23 protein-coding genes are annotated in these 21167 nt (G+C 69.9%); 20 read left to right on the top strand and 3 right to left on the bottom strand.

From position 1 onward, the window contains the following. Positions 1-122: 122 nt before the first annotated feature. The 19 genes from C471_RS13930 to C471_RS13840 all read left to right on the top strand — a co-directional run bounded on the left by C471_RS13930 (position 123) and on the right by C471_RS13840 (position 17386). Positions 123-1412 (top strand): monovalent cation/H+ antiporter subunit E, encoded by a 1290-nt coding sequence (locus C471_RS13930; protein WP_004050116.1) that lies wholly within the window; start codon positions 123-125, stop codon positions 1410-1412. Next, positions 1409-1714, top strand: a complete 306-nt coding sequence (locus C471_RS13925; protein WP_004050115.1) for a cation:proton antiporter — start codon at positions 1409-1411, stop codon at positions 1712-1714. The genes C471_RS13930 and C471_RS13925 overlap by 4 nt, the downstream gene beginning before the upstream one ends. Next, positions 1714-2040, top strand: a complete 327-nt coding sequence (gene mnhG / locus C471_RS13920; protein ID WP_004050114.1) for a monovalent cation/H(+) antiporter subunit G — start codon at positions 1714-1716, stop codon at positions 2038-2040. Before C471_RS13925 ends, mnhG begins: the two co-directional genes overlap by 1 nt. Then, a complete protein-coding gene (locus C471_RS13915) occupies positions 2037-2636 on the top strand; it encodes a DUF4040 domain-containing protein (protein WP_004050113.1) in 600 nt (199 codons plus the stop codon). Before mnhG ends, C471_RS13915 begins: the two co-directional genes overlap by 4 nt. After that, positions 2633-3346 (top strand): MnhB domain-containing protein, encoded by a 714-nt coding sequence (locus tag C471_RS13910; RefSeq protein WP_004050112.1) that lies wholly within the window; start codon positions 2633-2635, stop codon positions 3344-3346. The genes C471_RS13915 and C471_RS13910 overlap by 4 nt, the downstream gene beginning before the upstream one ends. Beyond that, positions 3343-3894 (top strand): cation:proton antiporter subunit C, encoded by a 552-nt coding sequence (locus tag C471_RS13905; protein WP_004050111.1) that lies wholly within the window; start codon positions 3343-3345, stop codon positions 3892-3894. The genes C471_RS13910 and C471_RS13905 overlap by 4 nt, the downstream gene beginning before the upstream one ends. Continuing rightward, positions 3887-5527, top strand: a complete 1641-nt coding sequence (locus tag C471_RS13900) for a proton-conducting transporter transmembrane domain-containing protein (protein ID WP_004050110.1) — start codon at positions 3887-3889, stop codon at positions 5525-5527. The genes C471_RS13905 and C471_RS13900 overlap by 8 nt, the downstream gene beginning before the upstream one ends. Further along, positions 5524-7746, top strand: coding sequence for a cation:proton antiporter (locus C471_RS13895; RefSeq protein ID WP_004050109.1), 2223 nt, complete (start codon positions 5524-5526; stop codon positions 7744-7746). Before C471_RS13900 ends, C471_RS13895 begins: the two co-directional genes overlap by 4 nt. Next, positions 7743-9533, top strand: a complete 1791-nt coding sequence (locus C471_RS13890) for a Na(+)/H(+) antiporter subunit D (protein WP_004050108.1) — start codon at positions 7743-7745, stop codon at positions 9531-9533. The genes C471_RS13895 and C471_RS13890 overlap by 4 nt, the downstream gene beginning before the upstream one ends. A gap of 130 nt (positions 9534-9663) precedes the next feature. After that, positions 9664-11151, top strand: coding sequence for a CRTAC1 family protein (locus C471_RS13885; RefSeq protein WP_004050107.1), 1488 nt, complete (start codon positions 9664-9666; stop codon positions 11149-11151). A gap of 66 nt (positions 11152-11217) precedes the next feature. Next, positions 11218-11418 carry a DUF7576 family protein gene (locus C471_RS13880; protein ID WP_004050106.1) on the top strand — a complete coding sequence of 67 codons (201 nt, stop codon included), beginning with the start codon at positions 11218-11220 and terminating at the stop codon, positions 11416-11418. A gap of 82 nt (positions 11419-11500) precedes the next feature. Then, complete coding sequence (locus tag C471_RS13875) at positions 11501-12226, top strand: ribosome assembly factor SBDS (protein WP_004050105.1); 726 nt, start codon at positions 11501-11503, stop codon at positions 12224-12226. 96 nt (positions 12227-12322) lie between these two features. Beyond that, positions 12323-12853 carry a YbaK/EbsC family protein gene (locus tag C471_RS13870; protein WP_004050104.1) on the top strand — a complete coding sequence of 177 codons (531 nt, stop codon included), beginning with the start codon at positions 12323-12325 and terminating at the stop codon, positions 12851-12853. 125 nt (positions 12854-12978) lie between these two features. Continuing rightward, positions 12979-14001: a metal ABC transporter substrate-binding protein gene (locus C471_RS13865; RefSeq protein ID WP_004050103.1), complete on the top strand. Its 1023-nt coding sequence runs from the start codon at positions 12979-12981 to the stop codon at positions 13999-14001. Between the two features lie 97 nt (positions 14002-14098). Further along, a complete protein-coding gene (locus C471_RS13860) occupies positions 14099-14839 on the top strand; it encodes a metal ABC transporter ATP-binding protein (protein ID WP_004050102.1) in 741 nt (246 codons plus the stop codon). Beyond that, entirely contained in the window at positions 14839-15897 is a 1059-nt protein-coding gene (locus C471_RS13855) for a metal ABC transporter permease (protein WP_004050101.1), read from the top strand. The genes C471_RS13860 and C471_RS13855 overlap by 1 nt, the downstream gene beginning before the upstream one ends. Positions 15898-15986: 89 nt before the next feature. After that, on the top strand, positions 15987-16271 hold the full coding sequence (locus C471_RS13850; RefSeq protein ID WP_004050099.1) for a DUF7545 family protein: 285 nt from the start codon (positions 15987-15989) through the stop codon (positions 16269-16271). A gap of 114 nt (positions 16272-16385) precedes the next feature. Further along, positions 16386-16820 (top strand): hypothetical protein, encoded by a 435-nt coding sequence (locus tag C471_RS13845; protein ID WP_004050097.1) that lies wholly within the window; start codon positions 16386-16388, stop codon positions 16818-16820. After that, positions 16817-17386 (top strand): GIY-YIG nuclease family protein, encoded by a 570-nt coding sequence (locus tag C471_RS13840; protein WP_004050095.1) that lies wholly within the window; start codon positions 16817-16819, stop codon positions 17384-17386. Before C471_RS13845 ends, C471_RS13840 begins: the two co-directional genes overlap by 4 nt. Before the next feature lie 36 nt (positions 17387-17422). Here the strand turns inward: C471_RS13840 and C471_RS13835 are convergent, their stop codons facing one another. The 3 genes from C471_RS13835 to C471_RS13825 form a co-directional block, all read right to left on the bottom strand. Further along, positions 17423-17905, bottom strand: coding sequence for an acyl-CoA thioesterase (locus tag C471_RS13835; RefSeq protein WP_004050093.1), 483 nt, complete (start codon positions 17903-17905; stop codon positions 17423-17425). Between the two features lie 93 nt (positions 17906-17998). After that, positions 17999-18451: a bifunctional nuclease family protein gene (locus C471_RS13830; RefSeq protein ID WP_004050091.1), complete on the bottom strand. Its 453-nt coding sequence runs from the start codon at positions 18449-18451 to the stop codon at positions 17999-18001. A 104-nt stretch (positions 18452-18555) separates the two neighbouring features. Then, positions 18556-19260 carry an ArsR/SmtB family transcription factor gene (locus tag C471_RS13825; protein WP_004050089.1) on the bottom strand — a complete coding sequence of 235 codons (705 nt, stop codon included), beginning with the start codon at positions 19258-19260 and terminating at the stop codon, positions 18556-18558. A gap of 107 nt (positions 19261-19367) precedes the next feature. Between C471_RS13825 and C471_RS13820 the strand changes: the two genes are divergently transcribed. Continuing rightward, positions 19368-21158 carry a TraB/GumN family protein gene (locus C471_RS13820; RefSeq protein ID WP_004050087.1) on the top strand — a complete coding sequence of 597 codons (1791 nt, stop codon included), beginning with the start codon at positions 19368-19370 and terminating at the stop codon, positions 21156-21158. Positions 21159-21167 lie beyond the last annotated feature (9 nt).

Raw genomic sequence — 21167 nt, 5'->3', positions numbered from 1 at the left:
CTCTCCGCGACCCCGAAACCGTCGCGGATACAAACTGTTTTGAGGCGGTAGAGAAAGGATCGAGACAGAGATTCCCATGTGCACAGAGACGGCAAAACTCGGTTCCCTCGGAGGTGTGGTGGGTGGCTGACACCGACGCCGGTAGCGACACCGACGGTGGCGACGCCACCGGTGGCGAGGGCGCCGACAGCGACCCCGGCGACCCCGACGATCCCGGCGACGAAGCGGAACACGGGTCCCCGTCCGCTCCGACCGGGGGACTCGTCGTCCCCGTCGAACCCACGCCGACCCTTCGGGCGACGATCGCACACGCGGTCGAGGCGGCGGTCGACGACGGCTTCTCCACGATCCACCTCGTGGAGATCGCGTCGTGGCGCAACGGCGACCCCGGCGCCGACGACCGCGCGGCGTCGGCCGAGCGCGTCCTCGAACGCGCCGAGGCGTGGGCGAACTCCGACCTCGACGACCTCGACGAGAGGCGTCCACAGGTGACGGTCGCGACGGAGCTCATTGGCGCCGACGAGTACCTGTTCGGGCCGGACGACTACGTTCGGGTGCTCGCCGCCTACGCGGAGGAGCACGGCGCCGACGCGGTGCTGCTCGATCCGGAGTACACGCCCGTCGGCAACACGACCCTGCTCCAGCCGCTGGAGTTCGCGCTGTCGAACACCTCGCTGACCGTCGAGACGGCCCCGGTGACGCGGCCGACCCGACGAGAGCGGCTCCGGAGCGACGCGACCGGGAAGCGGTTCGTCGCGATGTTCGGGTTCTCGCTCGCCTTCTACCTCGTGCTCGGCGACCCGCTCTACTGGTTCGACTGGGTGACCGGCGTCGCGACCGCGGCGATCGTCTCGATCACCCTCTCGCGGGTCAGCATCGATGTCGAGCCCGCGATCCCGCGGACGCCGATGCGGGTCCTCCGCGGCGTGATCTACGTCCCCGTCCTCCTCTTCGAGATCGTCAAGGCGAACGTCGAGGTCGCGCGGGTGATACTGGACCCGCGGCTCCCGATCGATCCGACGCTGAACCGGATGCGCGTGATCGTCGGTAGCGGGCTCCCGCTGATGACGCTCGCGAACTCGATCACGCTGACGCCGGGGACGCTGACGGTCCGCGCCCGCGACAGCGACCTGTACGTCCACTCGCTCATCCCGTCGGCCCGCGACGGGCTCTTCGACGGCTCCTTAGAGCGCTGGACGCGGTTCGTCTACTACGGTCGGGCGTCGGCCCGGCTCCCGACGCCCCGCGAGCGCGACGACTGCGCGATCCTGCAGGGGCCGGACGCGACCGAGGAGCTGCCGATCGCCGCGGGTGACGGCGGGACCGCGGCTACGGAGGAAGACAACCCGTCGGTCGAACCGCACGGCGAGAACCGCGCGGATCGCGGGGAAGCGGGGGCGACCGACGAATGAGCGTCGTCGACGCCGCGCTCGTCGCCGGCTACACGGTCGGGGACTTCCTGCTGCTCGCGGCCGCGGGGTTCACCGTGCTCGCGATCGGGATGCTCTATCGGGCCGTGAAGGGCCCGACGATGCAGGACCGAGTGCTCGCGGTGAACGTCCTCGGGACGAACACCGTCGTCATCCTCGCCATCCTGAGCGCCGCGCTCTCGGAGCCCACGTTCCTCGACATCGCCCTCGTGTACGCGCTGTTGAACTTCCTGATGGCGATCGCCATCTCGAAGTTCACCGTCGAGCGGGGTGGTGTGCTGTGATGGAGGCGCTCGGGACCGCCCGCGTGGCGCTCGTCGTCGCCTTCACGCTGCTCGGGCTGTTCTTCACGTTCGTCTCGATGACGGGCGTGCTCCGGCTGCCGGACGTGTACTCGCGGGCGCACACCGCCTCGCAGGCGGACACGCTCGGCGCCGGCTTCGGGCTGGCCGCGGTCGCGCTGACGATCGGCTGGGAGGCCGCCGGGATCAAGAGCGTGCTCCTGCTGTTCTTCATCTTCGTGACGAACCCGACGGCGGCCCACGCGATCGCTCGGGCCGCCTTCGAGGAGGGGACCGTGCCGTGGACCGAGGGGGACGAGCGCCGATGACGGGCGCACTCGCTCTCGCGACCGGCTCGCTCACCCCCGCCTCCCCGGTCGTCGCGCAGGTCACCGCGGTCGAGGCGAGCCTGCTCGCGTTCGTCGTGCTCACGGCGCTCGCGACCGCGCTCGCCCGCGACGTGCTCGCGGCGGTCATCGTCTTCGGGGCGTACAGCCTCGGGATGGCCGCGCTGTACACGTTCTACCGCGCCCCCGACGTGGCGCTGACGGAGGCCGCGATCTCGGCCGGCGTGACGACCGTCCTGCTGCTGTTGACGCTCGCGAAGACGACCCGGATCGACCACGACTCGGTGTTCGAGTCGGTGAACCTTCCCGCCGCGAGCGCCGCCGGGTTCCTGTTCGCCGGGCTGCTGCTCACGATGGGCGACATCCCGGCGATCGGTTCGCCGGACGCCCCCGTCTGGTCGAACCCGGACGTGACGCAGTGGTACCTCACGGAGACGTACGCGCAGACCCACGTCGAGAACACCGTGATGGCCGTGCTGGCGGCGTTCCGCGGGTTCGACACCTTCGGTGAGGCGATCGTCGTCTTCGCCGGCGGGATCGCGGCGCTGATCGTGCTCCACCGAGAGGTGTTCGCATGAGCGACGCCGTCGACGACACCGACATGACCGACACAGTCACCGACCCAGGCACCGACGACTCGTTCGACGACGCGGCGGCCGACCGGGACGGTTCCGAGTCCGAGCTCCCGCCGCACCGCGCCGCCCCCCGGTCGGGACGGCTCGATTCCGAGAACCGACAGGGGACGCCCTACACCGAGAGCCAGGTGATCATGCCGACGGTGAAAGTGATCGCGCCGTTCGCGTTCACCTTCGGCCTCTTCATCACCTTCCACGGGGGCGGCTCTCCCGGCGGCGGCTTCCAGGGCGGCGCGATCATGGCCGCCGTGGTGTTCATGATCGCGTTCGCGTTCGGCATCGAGTCGACCCGCGACTGGCTCGCGAACACCGTCGTCGTCGCGCTCGCTGTCGGCGGCGCGCTCGCGTTCGCCGGCATCGGGCTCGTCCCGGTCGCGCTCGGCGGGGCGTTCCTCCAGTACGACCTCCTCCCGATCCCGATCCTCGACCCCGTCAAGTACGGGATGGAGGGCGTGGAGATCGTCGGGATCGCCCCGATCGTGAGCGGCGTGCTCATGGGGCTGTTCTTCCTGCTCGCGAGGGGGTTCAACTCCGAGGGAGACGGGTTCGGAAACGGCTCCCTCGATGAGGACGGCTCGATCGACGAGGACGGCTCGATCGACGAGACCGGGACCCTCGAAGGGGACGCCGCAGACGCCGGAGGTGACCGATGACGGGTGCGCTCGCCGCCGTGTCGAGTGTCGCCCCGGCCCTCGCGTCCGGGACCGCGACCGCCTCGGCGCTCGACGTGTTGACGACGAGACACGCGTACGTCGCGTTCGCGTTGCTGCTGTGTATCGGCCTCTACATGATGATCGCCAACCCCAACCTCGTGAAGAAGATTATCGGCCTCAATCTGTTCCAGACGGCGATATTCCTGCTGTTCATCACCTCGGCGTACGTCGAGGGCGGCGCGATCCCGATCATTCCCGAGGGCGCGGCCGAGACGGAGACGTTCGTCAGCCCGCTCCCGCACGTGATCGTGCTCACCGCCATCGTCGTCGGCGTGAGCCTCACCGCGGTGGGGCTCGCGCTCTGTATCCGCATCTACGACGAGTACGGGACGCTCCGCACCGACGTGCTCCGGGACCTCTTGCGCGACGAGGGGTCGCTCCCGGAGCGCCCGGCGGTCGGCGAGGCCGGCACCGGCGGACACGCCGGCTCCGGCGGCGCTGCGGCCGACGAGTCCGCGGTCGCAGACGGGGGTGAGACCGATGAGTGACGTGCTCCTCCCGGTCGCCATCGCCGTCCCCCTCGTCTCGGCGACGTTCCCGATCGCGCTCGGGCTGAAGTACGACGACGCGGGCTGGCCGGTGGCGGCGGTCGCGACGACCGTCCTCGCCGGGCTCGCGGCCGCGATCGGCGTCGAAGTGGCGCGCAACGGACCGCTCTCGCACGCGCTCGGCACGTACGAGCCCCCGATCGGGATCGAGCTGGTGGCCGACGAGCTGTCGGTCGCCGTGCTCGCGCTGGTCGCCGTCGTCTCGCTGGCGACGCTCGCGTTCGCGCGGGTGGCCGGGCCGCGCGGCAACTCGTTTTACAGCGGGTACCTGCTGTTGGTCGGCGGGCTCACCGGGCTCGTGCTGACGGGCGACCTGTTCAACATGTTCGTCTTCTTAGAGATCGTCGGGATCTCCACGTACGCGCTCATCGCGGCCGACCGCTCCGGAGCGAGCGCGTACGCCTCGCTGAAGTACCTCGTCGTGGGGACGGTCGGCGCCTCGTTATACCTGCTGGGCGTCGGCTACGCCTTCCTCGCGACGGGGACGCTGAACATGCTCGACATGCAGGTGCAGATCGTCGAGCAGGCGAGCTACGCCGACCCGCTGATCCGCGCGAGCTACGCGCTGATCGTCGCGGGGCTCGGGCTGAAGATCGCCGTGTTCCCGATCCACGCGTGGCAGCCGGACGCGTACCAGCGCGCGCCGGACGCGGTGACGACGATCGTCGCGGCGCTCGTGTCGACCGCGAGCGCGTACGCGCTGATCCGGGTGTCGTACACCGTCTTCACCGTCGACTTCCTCGCGGCCAACGACGCGATCACGACGGTCATGCTGATCGTCGCCGGCGCGTCGATCCTCGCGGGCTCCGCGCTCGCGGCGATGCAGTCCGACCTCAAGCGGATGTTCGCGTACTCCTCGGTCGCCCAGTTCGGGATGATCGTCGCCGCGATCGCGCTCGCGAACGAGACCGCGCTGCTCGGCGGGATCGTCCACCTGATCGGTCACGGCCTGCTGAAGTTCGGGCTGTTCCTCGGGGTCGGGCTGCTGGCGCTCGGCTACGGCGGCCGGGAGCTCGACGACCTCGCGAGCGCGGCCCGGTCCGCACCCTACACGGCCGGTGCGATCGCCGTGCTCGGGCTCGGACTCGTCGGGATCCCGCCGTCGGTCGGCTTCCTCGGAAAGTGGTACATCGGCGTCGGCGCGGTCGAGTCGAGCATGGGCGCGGGTGACCCCGCCGGAATCGGCATCGCGGTCGTGATCTTCGTCAGCACGCTGTTCACGCTGTCGTACGTCGCGCGGGTGATAGAGCGGTTCTACTTCGCCGGCGTCGGGCTCTCGGACGGGCACGGCGAGGAGGCCCACGGTGACGAGCACGACGCGGACGATCACGGCGGCAGCGGCTCCGACCACGGCGTCGCGGCCGACGGCGGCCGCGAATCGGCGACCGGAGACGACGACGGTCCCCTCACGCCCGTCGAGGGGGCGCCGCGGTCGCGGCTCGTGCCGGACCGCGTGCCCTCGGTCCCGCTCGCGGTCCTGATCGTAGCGGCGCTCGCGACGATCGCGCTCGGCTTCGGCGGCTACGCGCTGTTCGAGTGGTTCGATCCGTTCCTCACGGAGGTGTTCGCATGACTGACGTACCCATAACCGATCTACGCCCCCTACTGGCGGTCCTCGTCTCGTTCGTCGCGGCGTTCTTCATCGTCGCGTCGCACCGTTCCCCGAACGTCCGCGAGGGGTGGACGGTCGCGGCGGCGGTCGCGAAGTTCGCGATCGTCGCCTCGATGCTGCCGGCCGTCCTCGACGGCGCCGTCTTCGAGTGGTCGCTCGGCGCGTTCCTGCCCGGCGGCATCGAGTTCGTGCTCCGGGCGGACGCGCTGGGGATGCTGTTCGCGTTCCTCGCCAGCGGGCTGTGGATCGTCACCTCGTTTTACAGCATCGGCTACATGCGCGGCAACGACGAGACGAACCAGACCCGGTACTTCGCCGCGTTCGCGGTGTCGCTGTCGGCGACGATGGGGATCGCGTTCGCGGGGAACCTCGTGACGATCTTCGTGTTCTACGAGCTCCTCTCGATCGCGACGTACCCGCTCGTCGCCCACGACGAGACCGACGAGGCCCGCGCGGCCGGCCGGAAGTACCTCGCGTACACGATGTTCGGCGGCGGCGTGCTCGTGCTCGCCGGGACCGCGCTCGTCTACCTAATCGCCGGCAACGTCTCCTTTACGGCCGGCGGGATCGAGGAGCTGGCGAACGCCGACCCCGGCCTCGCGATGCTCGCCTTCTTCCTGCTCGCGATCGGCTTCGGCGTGAAGGCCGGCATCATGCCGCTCCACCAGTGGCTCCCCGAGGCGATGGTGGCGCCCACGCCCGTCTCCGGACTGCTCCACGCGGTCGCGGTCGTCAAGTCCGGGGCGTTCGGCGTCTCGCGGGTCGTCCTCGACGTGTTCGGGCCGGAGCTCGTCTTCGAGCTCTCGCTCCCGTTCGGCTTCTCGGCCGGGCTCGTGCTCTCGACCATCGGGGCGGTCACGCTGACCGCGGCCTCGATCATCGCCATGCGGAAGGACCACCTGAAACAGCGGCTCGCCTACTCGACGGTGAGCCAGCTGAGCTACATCATCCTCGGGCTCGGGCTGTTCGGGTGGTACGGGCTCGTGGGCGCGCTGCTGCACATCCCGGCGCACGCGTTCATGAAGCTCACCCTGTTCTTCTGTGCGGGGAATCTCCACGTCTCGACGCACACCGACTACATCTCCGAGATGGCGGGGATCGGCAAGCGGATGCCCCTGACGATGGGCGCGTTCACCGTCGCCTCGCTCGGGATGGCGGGGATCCCGCTGTTGGCCGGCTTCGTCAGTAAGTACTACATGCTGATCGGCGGGATCCGGATGGGCGCGCAATTCACCCCGGTCGCCTACTACCTCGTCGGCGCGCTGCTGCTCTCCGGCGTCCTCAACATCGCGTACTTCTGGCCGGTGATCTACACCGCCTTCTTCGAGTCCGAGGACGCCCACGACGCGAAACCGCTCGTCGACTTCCGGATGGGCGGGGAGTCGCGGTCGACGCTGCCGGCGACCGACGGGGGTCGACCGGAAGACGAAGATGAAGGCGGCGACGCCGACGACGAGGCCGACATCGACGAGGTCGTCGAGAGCGCCGAGGGGGACTCGGCGGTCGACACCGACTCGGACCCGACCGATGACGGCGATCTTCCGGGCGATTCCGACATTCCCGACGCGGAGATGGACGACCTCCCGACCGACGAGGAGGGAGTGGTTCGGCCGGACTTCGACACGAGCGATCGAGACTTCTCCGAGCCCGCAGAGCGCGTCGACACCGGCGACTACGCGGTCGACTCGCGCCCCTCTGACGCCGACGTGCCGTTCGGCGTGGGGCGCGGCGACGACAGCAGCGACGGCGATCGCGCGGATCATAGCGACGACGCCACTCACGGCGCTCACGACGACGACAGCCACGACGACGCCACTCACGGCGCTCACGACGACGACAGCCACGACGACGACAGCCACGACGACGACAGCCACGACGACGACAGCCACGACGACCACGACGACCACGACGACCACGACACCGAACATGACGACCACGCAGACCTCGCGGATCACGACGATCACGGCCACGCCGGCGGTCCGCCCGCGGGCGGCTGGGAGCACATCGCCGGGCTCGACGCCCTCCGCGGGCGCGAGTCGACGTGGTTCACGCTCGGGCCGATCCTCACCGCGATGAGCCTCGCGGTGCTGCTCGGCGTGATCCCCTACGAGATGGGCTTCCTGGAGCTGATCGAGCTCATCGTGGACACGCGGCTCCCCGAGGAGGTGATGCGGCCATGAATCCGATTCTCACGTCGGTTCCGCCGTACGTGCTGCTCGCGTTCGCCGCGCTCGCCGTGCTCGCGCTCCCGCGCCGGTCGGGCCATGCGGTGGCCGCGCTGGCGACCGCGTTCACCTTCGCGCAGGCCGTCCTGCTCGGCGACGGCGGGACGGGCGCGCACCTCGCGACGGGATTCCTCGGCTTCGACGTGGTCTTCTTCAACGTCGACCAGTTCTCGCTGCTGATGGGGGTCGTCGTCGGATTCCTCGCGACGGCGGCGGTGCTGTACGCGTACGGCACCGAGGCGCCGAAATGGGTGACGTCGCTCGCGCTGATATACGTCTCCTCAACGGTCGGGACGATCTACGCCGGCGACTGGCTCACCCTGATCTTCTTCTGGGAGCTGATGGCCGTCACCTCGACGCTGCTGGTGTGGCAGTACGGCGGCGCGGCGGTGCGGGCCGGCTACCGCTACGCCCTGTTCCACGGGATCGGCGGGACGTTCCTCCTCGGCGCGGTCGTCGTCCACGGCGCGTCGATGCTCGGGAGCGTGCCGGCCGCCGAGATATTCCTGTTCTCGTCGACGACCGGAATCCACGCCTCCGCGACGCTGCTCGCGGCGATCGGGATCGGCGTCAACTGCGGGTTCATCTTCCTGCACACGTGGCTGCCGGACACCTACCCGCGCCCGCACGTCGCGGCCTCGGTGTTCCTCTCGGTGTTCACGACGAAGACCGCGGTGTACGTGATGTATCGCGCGTTCCCGGACGGGGGCTTGTGGCTCGCCTACCTCGGCGGGTTCATGGCGGTGTACGGGGCGTTCTTCGCGCTGCTGCAGTACGACCCGCGGCGGCTGCTGTCGTACCACATCCAGGCACAGGTCGGCTACATGCTGGCGGGACTCGGGCTCGCGACCGCCGTCGGTGACTTCGCCGTCACCGGCGGATTCGCGCACCTGTTCAACAACGTCCTCTACAAGAGCCTGCTGTTCATGACCGTCGGCGTCGTCGTCTACCGGACCGGCGTTGAGGACATCAGAGACATGGGCGGGCTCTGGCGGGTGATGCCTGTCACCTTCCTGCTGTACCTCGTCGGCGCCGCCTCGATTACGGCGGTTCCGGGGTTCAACGGGTTCATCTCGAAGGGGATGGTGATCGACTCCGCACACGAGATCCACAACTACGTGCTCCTGTTGGACAGCGGGCTCCTCTGGTGGCTGCTGATCCTCGGCGGCGTGGGGACGTTCATGTCGTTCATCAAGCTCGGCTACTACATGTTCTTCCACGGCTCGGCGACGCTGTCACCGAAGGACGCCACGCCGTTCCAGACCGCCGGGATGGTGCTCGCGGGCGGCGCGTGTGTCTTCTTCGGCGTGTTCTACTACCAGCTGATCGAGCTGATGCCGTTCACTGAGTTCATCCTCAGCGAGGACGTGTACTTCAAACCCTACAGCACGAGCCACCTGACCGAGTCGGCGTGGCTGATGGGGGCCGGCTTCGTCGGCTTCTTCGCGCTGAAGCGCCCGCTCGGCTGGCTCGCACACCACATGCGGGACGTCGACGCCGTGACGTACCCCGCCGCGTTCTACCTCGCTCGCGGGTCGGTCTGGGGCGTCACCGAGCTGTGGGCCGCCGTCGATCGGGCGGTGATGACCGCGATCGCGGCCGTCGAGTGGACCGCGATGAATCCGCGAGAAGCGCTCGGGCGCGCCGGCGTCGACGTCGAGATTCGGACCGGTATCGGCCGGAGCGTGCTCTTTCTGACGCTCGCCGCGGGGATCGCGCTGTTCGTGTTCATCCTCGCCTAGCCCGGCGCAGCTCGTTTTTATAAGTACCGACGGCCGACCGCCGTCGACCACGCTCGGTCGCGAGTGCGTTTATAAAGTCGAGCCTGATCGGACCCGTGAGTTCTTATTCCCCGAGCGGTGACAGACGGCTATGTTCACGGAGCGGTCCGACCTCGTCGCGGACGACGACCCGGTTCGGGGCTACGGCGTCGCGGTGACGCCCGGCCGGGAGGGACCGCTCGTGTTCGTCGCGGGCTACGGGGAACCCAACCGGCTGTACGCCCGCGACGGCGACCGCTTCGTCGACACGGCCTGTGGCATCGTCGCCGACGGGACCAGACACGGCATGGGTGTGTGCGCGGCCGACCTCGACGCCGACGGCTGTGAGGAGGTGTACGTCCACAACTGCACCAAGGGCGTCGACGGCGGCGGCGACCCGGACCTCCTGTTGAACCGACTCGAATCGGAACGGTACCGCTGGACCGACCTGTTCGCGCTCGACGTGAACGCGGACCGGCTCGCCGTGCGCGCCGGGCGGTCGGTCGCTGCGCTCGATCGCCTCGGGACCGGACGCTACGGGGTCGCCGTCTCCGGCTACGCCGCCCCCCTCTCCTTCTACGAGATCGGCGACGACGGCGAGATCACGGACATGGCCGACGCGGTCGGGCTGGAGGTCGACGGCGGCTGTCGGTCGCTGCTCGCGGTTCCGCACTGCTCGGGCGAGGGCGACCTGTTCGCGGGCGTCGAGCGCGGGCCGAACCGTCTGTTCCGAAACGACGGCGGCCACTACGACATCGCCGACGGCGGCACGGACCTCTCGGACCCCGCGGGAGACACGCGGGGGGCCGCTCTCGTCGATGAGGACGGGCGGTTCGCGTTCGCGGTCGGCAACGAGAGCGGCCCGAACCGACTCCTCCGTCAAGCGCCTGACGGCGGGTTCGTCGACGCCGCGCCGCCCGCGTTCCGCGACACCGGACGCGTTCGGACCGTCGTCGCCGCCGACTTGGACAACGACGGGCGCGAGGAGCTGTTCTTCAACGCCTCCGGCGAGCCGAATCGGCTCTTCGCTCGGGAGGGCGAGAACGGCGACGGGGATCGGGAGGGCGAGAACGGCGACGGGGATAACGACGGCGCGCGCTGGCGCCGGGTCGACCCGGGGCCGGCCGCCGAGCCGGACGGGTACGGGACCGGCGCGGTGGCCGCCGACATCGACCGGGACGGCGTCCTCGAACTGATAGTGGTCCACGGCGAGGTCGCGGCCCAACCGATCTCGGTGTACAAGGACCCGACCGCGGCGACAGCCGGGTGGCTCCGCGTCCGGCCCACGACGCGTCACGGGGCGCCCGCGCGAGGCGCCGTGGTCCGGCTCGAAACCACGGACGGCGTCCAGCGTCGCACCGTCGACGCCGGCGGCGGCTGTCTCTGCCAGACGGAGCCGGTGGCGCATTTCGGACTCGGCGGAGCGACCCCGGTCCGAGTGGACGTCAGGTGGCCGGACGGCCGCGGTCGAACGCTGACCGACCCGGCGGCGAACGCGGAGACCGAGGTCGAACACCCCTCGCAGACCGCGGCGTCGGCCGGGAGGCGACGGGGTCACGGGCGGATCGAAGGGGACGGCGGCCGCTCTCTCGGTCGGTGAGACCGAGTCGCTCGCCAGAACTGCCGCCCTTCGCAGGTTCAAGTATCCGGAGGTGTACGGACGGGTATGGTAGATCCGACTTCCGACCTCGAGGAGGACGTCGACGAGGAGTCCGCGCCGACCTGTGCGACCTGTACGGAGCCGGCGCTGGGAACCGATCGCCGGACGGTGACGTGGGTAGACGGCGACGACGCCGTACATCGACACTTCTGCTCGCAGGCCTGCAGAGACGGGTGGACGGACGAGCGACCGTCGGCGGGGGGGTGACGCGGAGGGGAGGAGAGCGGAGTGGTCCGACTCGGGGCGCGTCGCGGGAGGCTTTTTCACCATAGGGGTGGTATCGGGAGATATGATATCGCTCGACGAGGCCGTGACGGCCCGACTGGAGTCGCACGGCGAACGGTTCGAGGTGCTGATCGACCCCGACGCCGCGCTCGCGATGAAACGCGGGGAGTTCGAGGGCGACTTGGAGGACGTGATCGCCGCCGAGGACGTGTTCGAGAACGCGTCTCGCGGCGACCGTCCGGCCGAAGAGGACTTAGAGACGGTGTTCGGCACGACCGACGCGCTGGAGATCATCCCCGAGGTCGTCGAGCGCGGAGAGATCCAGATCACCGCCGAACAGCGCGAGGAGATGATGGAGCGCAAACACAACCAGCTCGTCACCACCATCACGCGCAACGCGGTGAACCCGCAGATGGACGACTCGCCGCACCCGCCCGAACGCATCGAGCGCGCCCTCGAAGAGGCGGGCTTCCAGGTCGACCCGATGGAGCCGGTCGAGAACCAGGTCGACGACGCCCTCGAGGCGCTCCGTCCCGTTATCCCGATCCGTTTCGAGGAGGTGACGATGGCGGTCCAGCTCCCCGCCGACTACGCGGGCTCCGGCCAGGCGCAGATCCGCGAGTTCGGCGATCTCGAACGCGAGGAGTGGCAGAACGACGGCTCGTGGGTCGGCGTTCTCACCTTCCCCGCCGGGCTCCAGAACGACCTGTACGACCTCGTCAACGAGGTAACGTCCGGCGAGGGCGACGCTCGCGTGATCAAGGACAAAGACGAGCTGCGGACGCGGTAGGGCGTCGAGCGCGCCGGGGCCGCGGCCGGGTTCGACCGATCGCCATACGTGTCGCGGCCGAGAGCTTCATACCCGGTCGCGGGCCTCTGTTTCTGCATGCACGAGCGCGCGGCGGAGTTCGCGGAACGGGCGCGGGACCGACACGGCGTCGATCTGGACGTACTTGAGTTCGACGCCGGGACGAAGACGGCGGCCGCGGCCGCCGGCGCCGTCGACTGCGACACCGCGGCGATCGCCTCCACCATCGTGGTGTCGCTCTCGGGCGGGGCGGTCGGAGCCGACGGGGCGGTCGGAGCCGACGGGGCGGTCGGAGCCGACGGGGACCGACTCGTCGCGGCGATCACGAGCGGGGCGAATCGGCTCGACTTGGACGCGGTCGCAGAGCGGTTCGACGCCGACTCGGCAGCGATGGCGGACCCCGAGCGGATCCGCGAGGTCGTCGGCTGGAGCATCGGCGGCGTTCCGCCGATCGGCCACGACGCCGCCCTCCCGACCGTCCTCGACCCGACGCTCACGGAGTACGAGACCGTCTACGGCGCGGCGGGAACCCCGAGCGCGCTGTTCCCGGTCGATCCGGAGACGCTCGCCGACCTCGCCGACGCGACGGTCGTCGATCTCACCGAGTGATCCGAGATGTCGATCCCGGGCTCTACGGACCGAGTTGTTAATCCGGGACGCTCTCGACGGTCGTTTTATTAACACACACTTGTGAAATAACAAACTTTTTCTGTTAATCTGCGGTATCGATCGGTATGACTCACTCACGGCGGTCGGTGTTGCGGCACGGCGCCGGCCTCGCGGCCGCGGGGACGGCGGCGTCGCTGGCCGGGTGTTCCGGCGCCGCGGACAGCGGCTCCGGGGAGTTCGGATCCGGCTACGCCGCCTTTTTCACTCTCAACGACTGGGCGAACCGGGTCGCGGGCGACCACGCGAGCTTCGAGGACCCGGTCGACGTGGGACAGCTCGGGCACGGCTGGACGCCCGACGGGAACCTCGCCGCCGACGTGGCTTCGACGGACGCGTTCGTCTACCTCGACACCCCGGAGTTCTCGTGGGCGCAGGACCTGGCCGCGACGCTACGGGCGGACTACGACACGGTGGCCGTGATCGACGGGCTCGACGGGTTGGGAGACGACCTCCTCGAATGGGATCACTCGCACGGAGGCGGGGAGCACGACGGGGAGACGCACGAGGGGGGACACGACGAGAGCCGGGACGAATCGGAACAGGGTGGCGGTCAGCACGACCCCCACGTGTGGGTCGACCCGGTGTTCGCCGCCGACATCGTCGACACCATCGCGACGGGCCTCGGCGAGGCGGACCCGGATAACGCCGACGACTACGCCGACAACGCCGCCGCGTACGCCGAGGAGCTCGACGCGGTCGACGCCGCCTTCGAATCGATCGCCGACGAGGCCGCGCGCGACGTGGCGGTCATGGCGGGACACAACTCCTTCCAGTACCTGGAGGCGCGCTACGGCTTCCGACTCCACTCCCCGGTCGGCGTCTCGCCGCAGAACGAGCCGACGCAGACGGAGATCGCCGACACGATCGAGCTCGTGAATGCGGAGGGGATCGACGCAGTGCTGTACGACCGCTTCGAGTCGCCCAGGCTCGCCGAGTCGATCGTCGAGAACAGCGACGCCACCGAGGCGGTCCCCGTCACGTCCGCCGGCGGAACGACCCGCGAGTGGAACGACGCCGGGTACGGCTACCTCGAACAGATGACCGAGATCAACGTCCCCGCCTTCGAGCGGGCGTTCGGGGTACAGTGAACGGAGCCGGCGCCGGCTCGCCGGCCGAACGGCCGGCGCGCGGCGACGGCGGACTAAAAGAGCTAAACGTACGGACGACCCAGACCGAACACACGCAGTGACCGCGATTGTCGACCTCGACGGCGTGACGTTCGCCTACGGCGACACCGTCGCCGTGAGAGACGTCTCCCTGACGGTCGAAGAGGGCGACTTCCTGGGGATAGTGGGGCCGAACGGCTCCGGGAAGACCACCCTGCTCCACCTCATGCTCGGGCTCCACGAGCCCGACGAGGGGTCCGTCGAGCTGTTCGGTCGCCCTGTCGCCGAGTTCGACGACGGCGGCCGGATCGGATACGTCTCCCAGAAGGCGACGAGCCGCGGCGGCGCGATGCCGGTCACCGTCCGCGAGTGCGTCACCATGGGCCGGTTCGCGCACGCCGGGCGGGGGCGACTCTCCGAGGCCGACCGCGCCGCCGTCGCGGACGCCATCGAGACGGTCGGTATCGGTGACCTCGCCGACCGCCTCGTCTCGGAGCTGTCCGGCGGCCAGAAGCAGCGGGCGTACATCGCCCGGGCCCTGGCGAGCGACGCGGACCTGCTCGCGCTCGACGAGCCGACCGTCGGCGTCGACGCCGAGTCTCGCGACGCCTTCTACGCCCTCCTCGACGAGCTGAACGGCGAGGGGATCACCATCATCCTCATCGAACACGACATCGGCGTCGTCACCGACCGCGCGAACCGCATCGCCTGTGTCAACACCGAGCTGTACCACCACGGGGACACCGAGTCGTTCGTCGAGAGCGACGCCCTGGCGGAGGCGTACGGCACCACCGGACAGGTCGTCCACCACCACCACTGATGAGCGAGGAATCACCTTCGGACGGGGGAAACCGCTCACGTCCCGACCGGGGCCTCCGCCGGACCGCCGAACTCGCTGGGATCGCGGTCACGGCCGCCGTCGCCGCCGTCATGCTCGGATTCGTCCTGCTCTACTGGGCGCAGGACCTCCCGGTGGCGAGCGACCTGTACGCCGGGTTCCGCTCGTTCGGCCGCGGGATGGACGCCGCGTTCGGCACGAACGTGTTCCGGCATCCGATCATGTGGCAGTCGATGGCGACCGGCGTGCTCGTCGGGGTCGTCGCCCCGTTGGTCGGGTCCTTCCTCGTCCACCGCGAGATGGCGCTGATCGGCGAGACGCTCGCGCACACCGCGTTCGCCGGAGTCGCGATCGGCATCCTCGTCACCTCTTCGACCGGGTGGAACGGCTCGCTGCTGCTGGTCGCGCTCGGGGTCGGAATCCTCGGCGCGCTGGTGGTCCAGTGGCTCACCGAGCGCACCGACGCGTACGGCGACGTGCCGATCGCGATCATGCTCAGCGGGAGCTTCGCGGTCGGTACGCTGATCATCAGCTACGGCGACGGGCTCACCGGCGTCAACGTGCAGGGGTACCTGTTCGGGAACCTCGCGGTCGTCACGCCGGAGGGGGCGCGGCTGATGGGCGCGCTCGCCCTGATCGTCGTCGCGGGCGTGGCGTTGACGTACAAGCAGCTCCTGTTCATCACCTTCGACGAGCAGGCCGCGCGGGTCGCCCAGCTCAACGTCACCGGCTACAACACGCTGCTCGTGGTGTTGACCGCGGTCGTCGTCGTCGGCGCGATGCAGGTGCTCGGCGTCATCCTCGTCGCCGCGATGCTCGTCGTCCCGGTCGCGGCCGCCTCCCAGATCGCCCGGAGCTTCCGCGAGACGATGTACCTCGCGGTGATATTCGGCCAGCTGTCGGTGATCGGCGGCTTCGCCGTCTCGATCGGCCTCGGACTCCCCTCCGGCGGGTCGATCGTCGTCACGGCCATCGCGGTGTACCTCGCGAGCATCGTCGGCTCCGGCTTCTCGGTGAAGGCGATCTCGGCGCACGGGTGACCGGCGTTCGCCGGGCTCTCGCGGGGAGACCGCCGGACGGTCGTGCCCGCTTTCCACAGACCCTTATGTACCGGTCCCGACCGAGGGGTATGGGAGAGACAGAAACCTACGCGATCACCGGTCCCGACGGTGACGAGGAGTCCTTCGAACTGCCCGCCGGTCTCGTCGACGTGCTCAGCCAGCAGGGCGAGAAGCCGACTCGCGTCGTCAGCGACGTGGTCGTGCAGGCGATGGCCCAGCAGGCGCACGTGATCGCTCATCACAGCGAGGGCGAGGTCCCGGACGACATCGAGGAGATTAACGACACCGCCGCCGAGCTGTTCGAGGAGCGCTTCGGGCAGTCGCTCGAAGACGCGCTCGGTCACTCGCACTGAGCCGTCCGCTCGGTCCGACGCGGACCGGCTGACGCGCGCCGTTTTTTCGCTGCACGAGGATGCCGAAGGCGCCCCGGCAGGTCGCTTAAACCGCCGGAACGCGTACCTTTGGGTATGGACACCGACTCGGACGCGCCGGTGCTGATCTTCGACGGCGACTGCCCGTACTGCTCGGTGGCGGCCGTCGCGCTCCGGCGGCTGGACGATGTCGTCGCGGTGCCGTGGGAGGCCGACCCCGTCGGCCCGTTCCTCGACGCGCAGTTCGGCTCGCGGCCGTTCGCGATGGTACTCGCCGACCCCGGCGAGCGGCGGGTGTACGCCGGCCGCTCGGCGGCCGGGGAACTGGCCGAGCGCGCCGGGACCCCCGGGATCGTCGGCGGGCTCGTTCGCGACAACTACGACAGGATCGCCGGCGTCGTCGGAGCGCTGTCGGGACGCGGCCGCGACCCCGACGATGTCCACGACACCTACCGGCTGACCGATGCCGCGATCGAGCTCGTCGCCGACCTTCGCGACGCCGCGATCGACCCGCCGGAGGCGCTGCCGTGAGCGGGGACGACGCGGGCGGCAAAGAGGGAAGCGACACGGGCGACGGAGCGGTCCGACGCGACGGAACCGGCGGCACCTACACCCTCCTCGTCGAACTCGCGGCGCCGGCGGCGATCGAGGTCGGCGCGCTCGGCGGGCATCGGTTCGAGCCCGGCGGCTACGCGTACACGGGCAGCGCGCTCGGCACCGGGGGCTTCTCCCGCGTCGACCGCCACCGCCGGACCGCTCGCGGCGAGCACGACGTGCGCCACTGGCACGTCGACCACCTGCTCGGCCACCCCGACGCCCGGATCGACGAGGTCGTCCGGAGCGTCGGCGCCGACGTGGAGTGCGCGGTCGCCGGTCGGCTCCCGGCGGGCCCGGTCGACGGCTTCGGCGCGTCCGACTGCGACTGCGGGAGCCACCTCGCCGCGGCCGACGATGGGGAAGCGCTCGACGAGTTCGCCGCGCGAGTCCGCGAGGCACACGAGGACGCAGTCGCGGGAACCGACGCTGCGGTCGACGCGGTCGCCGGATCGGCAGACGGCGTCGACCGCGACGCGAACGGCGCGAGCGCGACCCGGTGAGCCGCCGCGGGTTCGCCCGACGACGCGAGCGCCGACCTACAGGTCGTACCGATCGACGATGTCGGTGAGCTGTTCGCGGCGCCCCTCGATCGCCTCGTCGCGCAGCGCCTCCTCCTCCGGCGTCGGCGTCGTCAGCTGTGGCACGCTCGCCGGATTCCCCTCGTCGTCGAGCGCGACGAACGTGAAGTAAGAGGTCGTCGTGCGCCGCTGTTCGTCGGTCCGCGGGTTCTCAGCGCGCACGTCGACCTTCACGTCGAGGCTCGTGTTCCCCACGCTGAACACGTAGCCCTCGATGACGACGACTTCGCCCATCTCGATGGAGGAGATGAAGTCGACGTGGTCCATCGAGGCGGTGACGACCTGTCGGTTCGAAAATCGCATCCCGGCGATGGCGCCGCAGATGTCCATCCAGTGGAGGACCGCGCCCCCGAGCGCTCGCCCGAGGTTGTTCGTGTCGTTCGGCAACAGCAGTTCGGTCATCTCGGTGTACGACTCCGCGACCGTCGCCGTCTCGTCCATGTCGTCGGTGGGACGGCGGCCGACTTCAACCCGGTGACCAGCGACCGGCGGGGGACGGCGTGCGGAGGGGTCGGGCAGTGAACGGATCGAGCGTCAGGCGCCCCCCTGCGGACCGTCGTCGAACCGGACCGAGTCCTGCGGGCGGCCCGCCTCGTCTATCACTTCGTCGGAGACGATGATCGGGCAGTCGATCCGGACGGCGAGCGCGAGCGCGTCGGAGGGGCGCGCGTCGAAGACGAACCGCTCCGGCTCGCCGTCCTCGTACCGCTCGGCGTCGACCTTCGCGTAGAAGGTTCCGTCTCGGAGGTCGTCGACGCGGACGCGGTCGATCGCGCCGCCGAACTCGGTGAGGATATCGACGAGGAGGTCGTGCGTCAGCGGTCGGTCGAACGGCTCCCCCTCCAGCGCCATCCCGATCGACTGGGCCTGATCGGCGCTGACGAAGATCGGGACGTACTCGCCGCGCGCGGACAGGATGACCGCCGGCACGTCGCCGCCGGGTGCGGAGCCCGCTCCGACCCCGACGACCTCGGCTTCGTGTTCCATACCGGATCGTGGCGGGGGCGGCATGAATAGCTGTCCCACGCGACCGTCCCCGCGGCGGCCGGCACCGACCGCTCCGCGTCGGCCCCGAAAGGCGGGCCACTCACTCAGCGGTCGCCCCAGTGCCAGTACGCCCAGCCGATAGTGAACACGAGCGCGGCGCCGAGGAAGAAGACGACGCCGGGTTCGAGCAGCGAGACGGCGTAGTCGGCCAACGGGTCGACGACGTACTCGACGGTGCCGTCGATCTCGCCGCCTCCGCCCCCGCCGGATTCGGGAGCCGTCTCGATCGAGGGGCCGTCCGCGGCGGCGTCGCCGCCGTCGCTTCCAGCACCTCCGTCCCCCGTGGTCGTCGTCACGCGGGCGGTCGGGCCCGCCACCGAGAGAACCTGTTGGACCGCGACCGCCGCCAGCCCGATGACCCCGTAGCCGCCGAGCAGCCGCATCAGGGCCGATTTGATCCCGCCCGACGCCTTCGAGCCGCCGGCGAACAGCACGAGCGGCTCGTCCGCGGCCGCGTACACGTCCATCTCCCGGCCCTTCTCGGAGTAGGTCGTGTCGACGACGTCGACGAGGTCGGCGCCGTCGAGCTTCGAGAGGTGGTACTGGACGTTCTGGAGCGAGGTGTCGACGGCGGCCGCGAGCTCCGACTTCGTCGCCGGCTCGTCGTGGAGGTGGGTGAGGATCTCGCGCGCCGTCTCGGAGCCGAGCGCGGCGATGAGCTCGTCCGCGTCGTCGTCGTCGACGCCGACCACGCGGGGCTCGCGGTCTTCGGGGGTCGCGTCGGGGAGGGAGGGCAACAGCCGCGACATACCAGCCACTCCGCCCCGTGAGAATACAAATTTGTTGGATCTTCGAGGCGGCGGACGGGCTCACCGACTCACAAACCCTAAACGCGGCGACGGAGTACATCGTGGCAATGACAGAGACGCCAGGGGGATCCGACGGCGCGTCCCCGCCCCCGACGGCGAGCGACCCGGCCGTGACCGACGGCAGCGAGGATGCCGCCGAGATCGGCGCGTCCGAGCCCTCCTCCGGCGACGAGCCCGGATCGGTGACGGTGGTCGGAACCGCGCACGTCTCCGAACAGTCCGTCGACGAGGTCGAGGAGACCATCGAGCGCGAGCGGCCCGACGTGGTCGCCGTCGAGCTCGACGAGGGCCGGTACCGACAGATGAACGGCGAGAGTCCCGACGACCTCGACGCGAGCGATCTGCTGCGCGGCAACACCGTCTTCCAGTTCCTCGCGTACTGGATGCTGTCGTACGTCCAGACCCAGCTCGGCGACCGGTTCGACATCGAGCCCGGCGCCGACATGCGGGCCGCAATCGACGTGGCCGAGGGGCTCGGCATCGACGTGGCGCTCGTCGACCGGGACATCCAGACGACGATCCAGCGGTTCTGGGCCCGGATGTCGATCACCGAGAAGTTACGGATGGTCGGCGGACTGGCGTTCGGCGTCACTGACTCCCGCGTCGTCGGGGTGTTGGTCGGGCTGTTCGTCGGTATCCTCGCCGGCCCGGTGATCGGACTCTTCGGCGGCAGCGTCGGCGTCACCGACGCGCTGCTGACGAGCGTCACCGGCGGCGTGCTCGCCGCGGTCGCGGTCGCGATCGCCGTCGATCAGGCCGGGAAGGTCGCGCTCTCGCCCGACGGGCGCCTCTACGCCGCGGCGATACTGGGCGTCGCGTCCGGGATCACCGCCGCCGCGGTCGGCGCGCTCGACGGAGTCGTCGCGACGTACCTCGGCGGATTCACCGTGCGTGCGGTCGGGAGCCTCGGACTCGGGATCTCGCTCGGCCTGACACTCGGCGTGCTCGCGTCGCTCGCGATGAGCGTCGTCGGGCGAGAGAGCCCCGAATCCGAACACGGCGGGATCGAGGAGCTGGACATGGAGGACCTGACCGACACCGACGTGGTGACGATGATGATGGAGGAGTTCCGGCAGTTCTCTCCGGGCGGCGCGGAGGCGCTCATCGACGAGCGCGACGCCTTCATCGCCCACCGGCTCGTCGCCCTCCGCGAGGCCGGTCACGACGTGGTCGCCGTCGTCGGCGCGGGCCACCGCGCGGGGATCGAGGGGTACCTCGCGAACCCCGCGTCGCTCCCACCGATGGAGGACCTCGTCGGGAAGGAGGGCGGGCGCGGGCTCCCGTGGAAGAAGGCGATCGGCTACGCCATCACCGTCGGCTTCGTGGGCTTCTTCGTCCTGCTCGCGCTCGCCGGCGTGGAGAACGCGTTCCTGTTCCGGCTGTTCGGCGCGTGGTTCCTGATCAACGGCGCGTTCGCGTTCGCGTTCGCGAAGCTCGCCGGCGCGCGCTGGACCTCCGCCGGCGTCGGGGGCGCCGTCGCGTGGATGACCTCGATCAATCCGATGCTCGCGCCCGGCTGGTTCACCGGCTACGTCGAGCTCCGGAGCCTGACGGTGAACGTCGGCGACATCGGGCGGCTCAACGAGCTGCTCTCCGACGAGACGCAGTCGCCCTCGGAGCTGGTCTCGGCGATGCTCGACGTGCCCCTGTTCAAGCTCATCGTCGTCGTCGCGATGACGAACATCGGCAGCATCGTCGCGAGCTTCCTGTTCGCGGTGTACGTCATCCCCGCGATGTTCGGCGACGTGGGGGGCGTCGACGAGGTGGGACGGCTCATGATCGAGGGCGCGAGCACCGGCGCGGAGTTCCTCAGGAACCTGATCACGGGGGGAGCATGAGCGGGTTCC

The sequence above is a fragment of the Halorubrum saccharovorum DSM 1137 genome, assembly GCF_000337915.1.
GTDB lineage: Archaea > Halobacteriota > Halobacteria > Halobacteriales > Haloferacaceae > Halorubrum > Halorubrum saccharovorum.
The sequence above is the reverse complement of the archived record's forward strand: the minus strand, read 5'-3'. Positions and strand labels throughout refer to the sequence as shown.

Excerpts from the sequence above, each read along its gene's own strand:
- C471_RS13925 (WP_004050115.1), top strand. The coding sequence starts at position 1,409 with ATGAGCGTCGTCGACGCCGCGCTCGTCGCCGGCTACACGGTCGGGGAC.
- mnhG (WP_004050114.1), top strand. The coding sequence starts at position 1,714 with ATGGAGGCGCTCGGGACCGCCCGCGTGGCGCTCGTCGTCGCCTTCACG.
- C471_RS13915 (WP_004050113.1), top strand. The coding sequence starts at position 2,037 with ATGACGGGCGCACTCGCTCTCGCGACCGGCTCGCTCACCCCCGCCTCC.
- C471_RS13910 (WP_004050112.1), top strand. The coding sequence starts at position 2,633 with ATGAGCGACGCCGTCGACGACACCGACATGACCGACACAGTCACCGAC.
- C471_RS13905 (WP_004050111.1), top strand. The coding sequence starts at position 3,343 with ATGACGGGTGCGCTCGCCGCCGTGTCGAGTGTCGCCCCGGCCCTCGCG.
- C471_RS13900 (WP_004050110.1), top strand. The coding sequence starts at position 3,887 with ATGAGTGACGTGCTCCTCCCGGTCGCCATCGCCGTCCCCCTCGTCTCG.
- C471_RS13895 (WP_004050109.1), top strand. The coding sequence starts at position 5,524 with ATGACTGACGTACCCATAACCGATCTACGCCCCCTACTGGCGGTCCTC.
- C471_RS13890 (WP_004050108.1), top strand. The coding sequence starts at position 7,743 with ATGAATCCGATTCTCACGTCGGTTCCGCCGTACGTGCTGCTCGCGTTC.
- C471_RS13885 (WP_004050107.1), top strand. The coding sequence starts at position 9,664 with ATGTTCACGGAGCGGTCCGACCTCGTCGCGGACGACGACCCGGTTCGG.
- C471_RS13880 (WP_004050106.1), top strand. The coding sequence starts at position 11,218 with ATGGTAGATCCGACTTCCGACCTCGAGGAGGACGTCGACGAGGAGTCC.
- C471_RS13875 (WP_004050105.1), top strand. The coding sequence starts at position 11,501 with ATGATATCGCTCGACGAGGCCGTGACGGCCCGACTGGAGTCGCACGGC.
- C471_RS13870 (WP_004050104.1), top strand. The coding sequence starts at position 12,323 with ATGCACGAGCGCGCGGCGGAGTTCGCGGAACGGGCGCGGGACCGACAC.
- C471_RS13865 (WP_004050103.1), top strand. The coding sequence starts at position 12,979 with ATGACTCACTCACGGCGGTCGGTGTTGCGGCACGGCGCCGGCCTCGCG.
- C471_RS13855 (WP_004050101.1), top strand. The coding sequence starts at position 14,839 with ATGAGCGAGGAATCACCTTCGGACGGGGGAAACCGCTCACGTCCCGAC.
- C471_RS13850 (WP_004050099.1), top strand. The coding sequence starts at position 15,987 with ATGGGAGAGACAGAAACCTACGCGATCACCGGTCCCGACGGTGACGAG.
- C471_RS13845 (WP_004050097.1), top strand. The coding sequence starts at position 16,386 with ATGGACACCGACTCGGACGCGCCGGTGCTGATCTTCGACGGCGACTGC.
- C471_RS13835 (WP_004050093.1), bottom strand. The coding sequence starts at position 17,905 with ATGGACGAGACGGCGACGGTCGCGGAGTCGTACACCGAGATGACCGAA.
- C471_RS13830 (WP_004050091.1), bottom strand. The coding sequence starts at position 18,451 with ATGGAACACGAAGCCGAGGTCGTCGGGGTCGGAGCGGGCTCCGCACCC.
- C471_RS13825 (WP_004050089.1), bottom strand. The coding sequence starts at position 19,260 with ATGTCGCGGCTGTTGCCCTCCCTCCCCGACGCGACCCCCGAAGACCGC.
- C471_RS13820 (WP_004050087.1), top strand. The coding sequence starts at position 19,368 with ATGACAGAGACGCCAGGGGGATCCGACGGCGCGTCCCCGCCCCCGACG.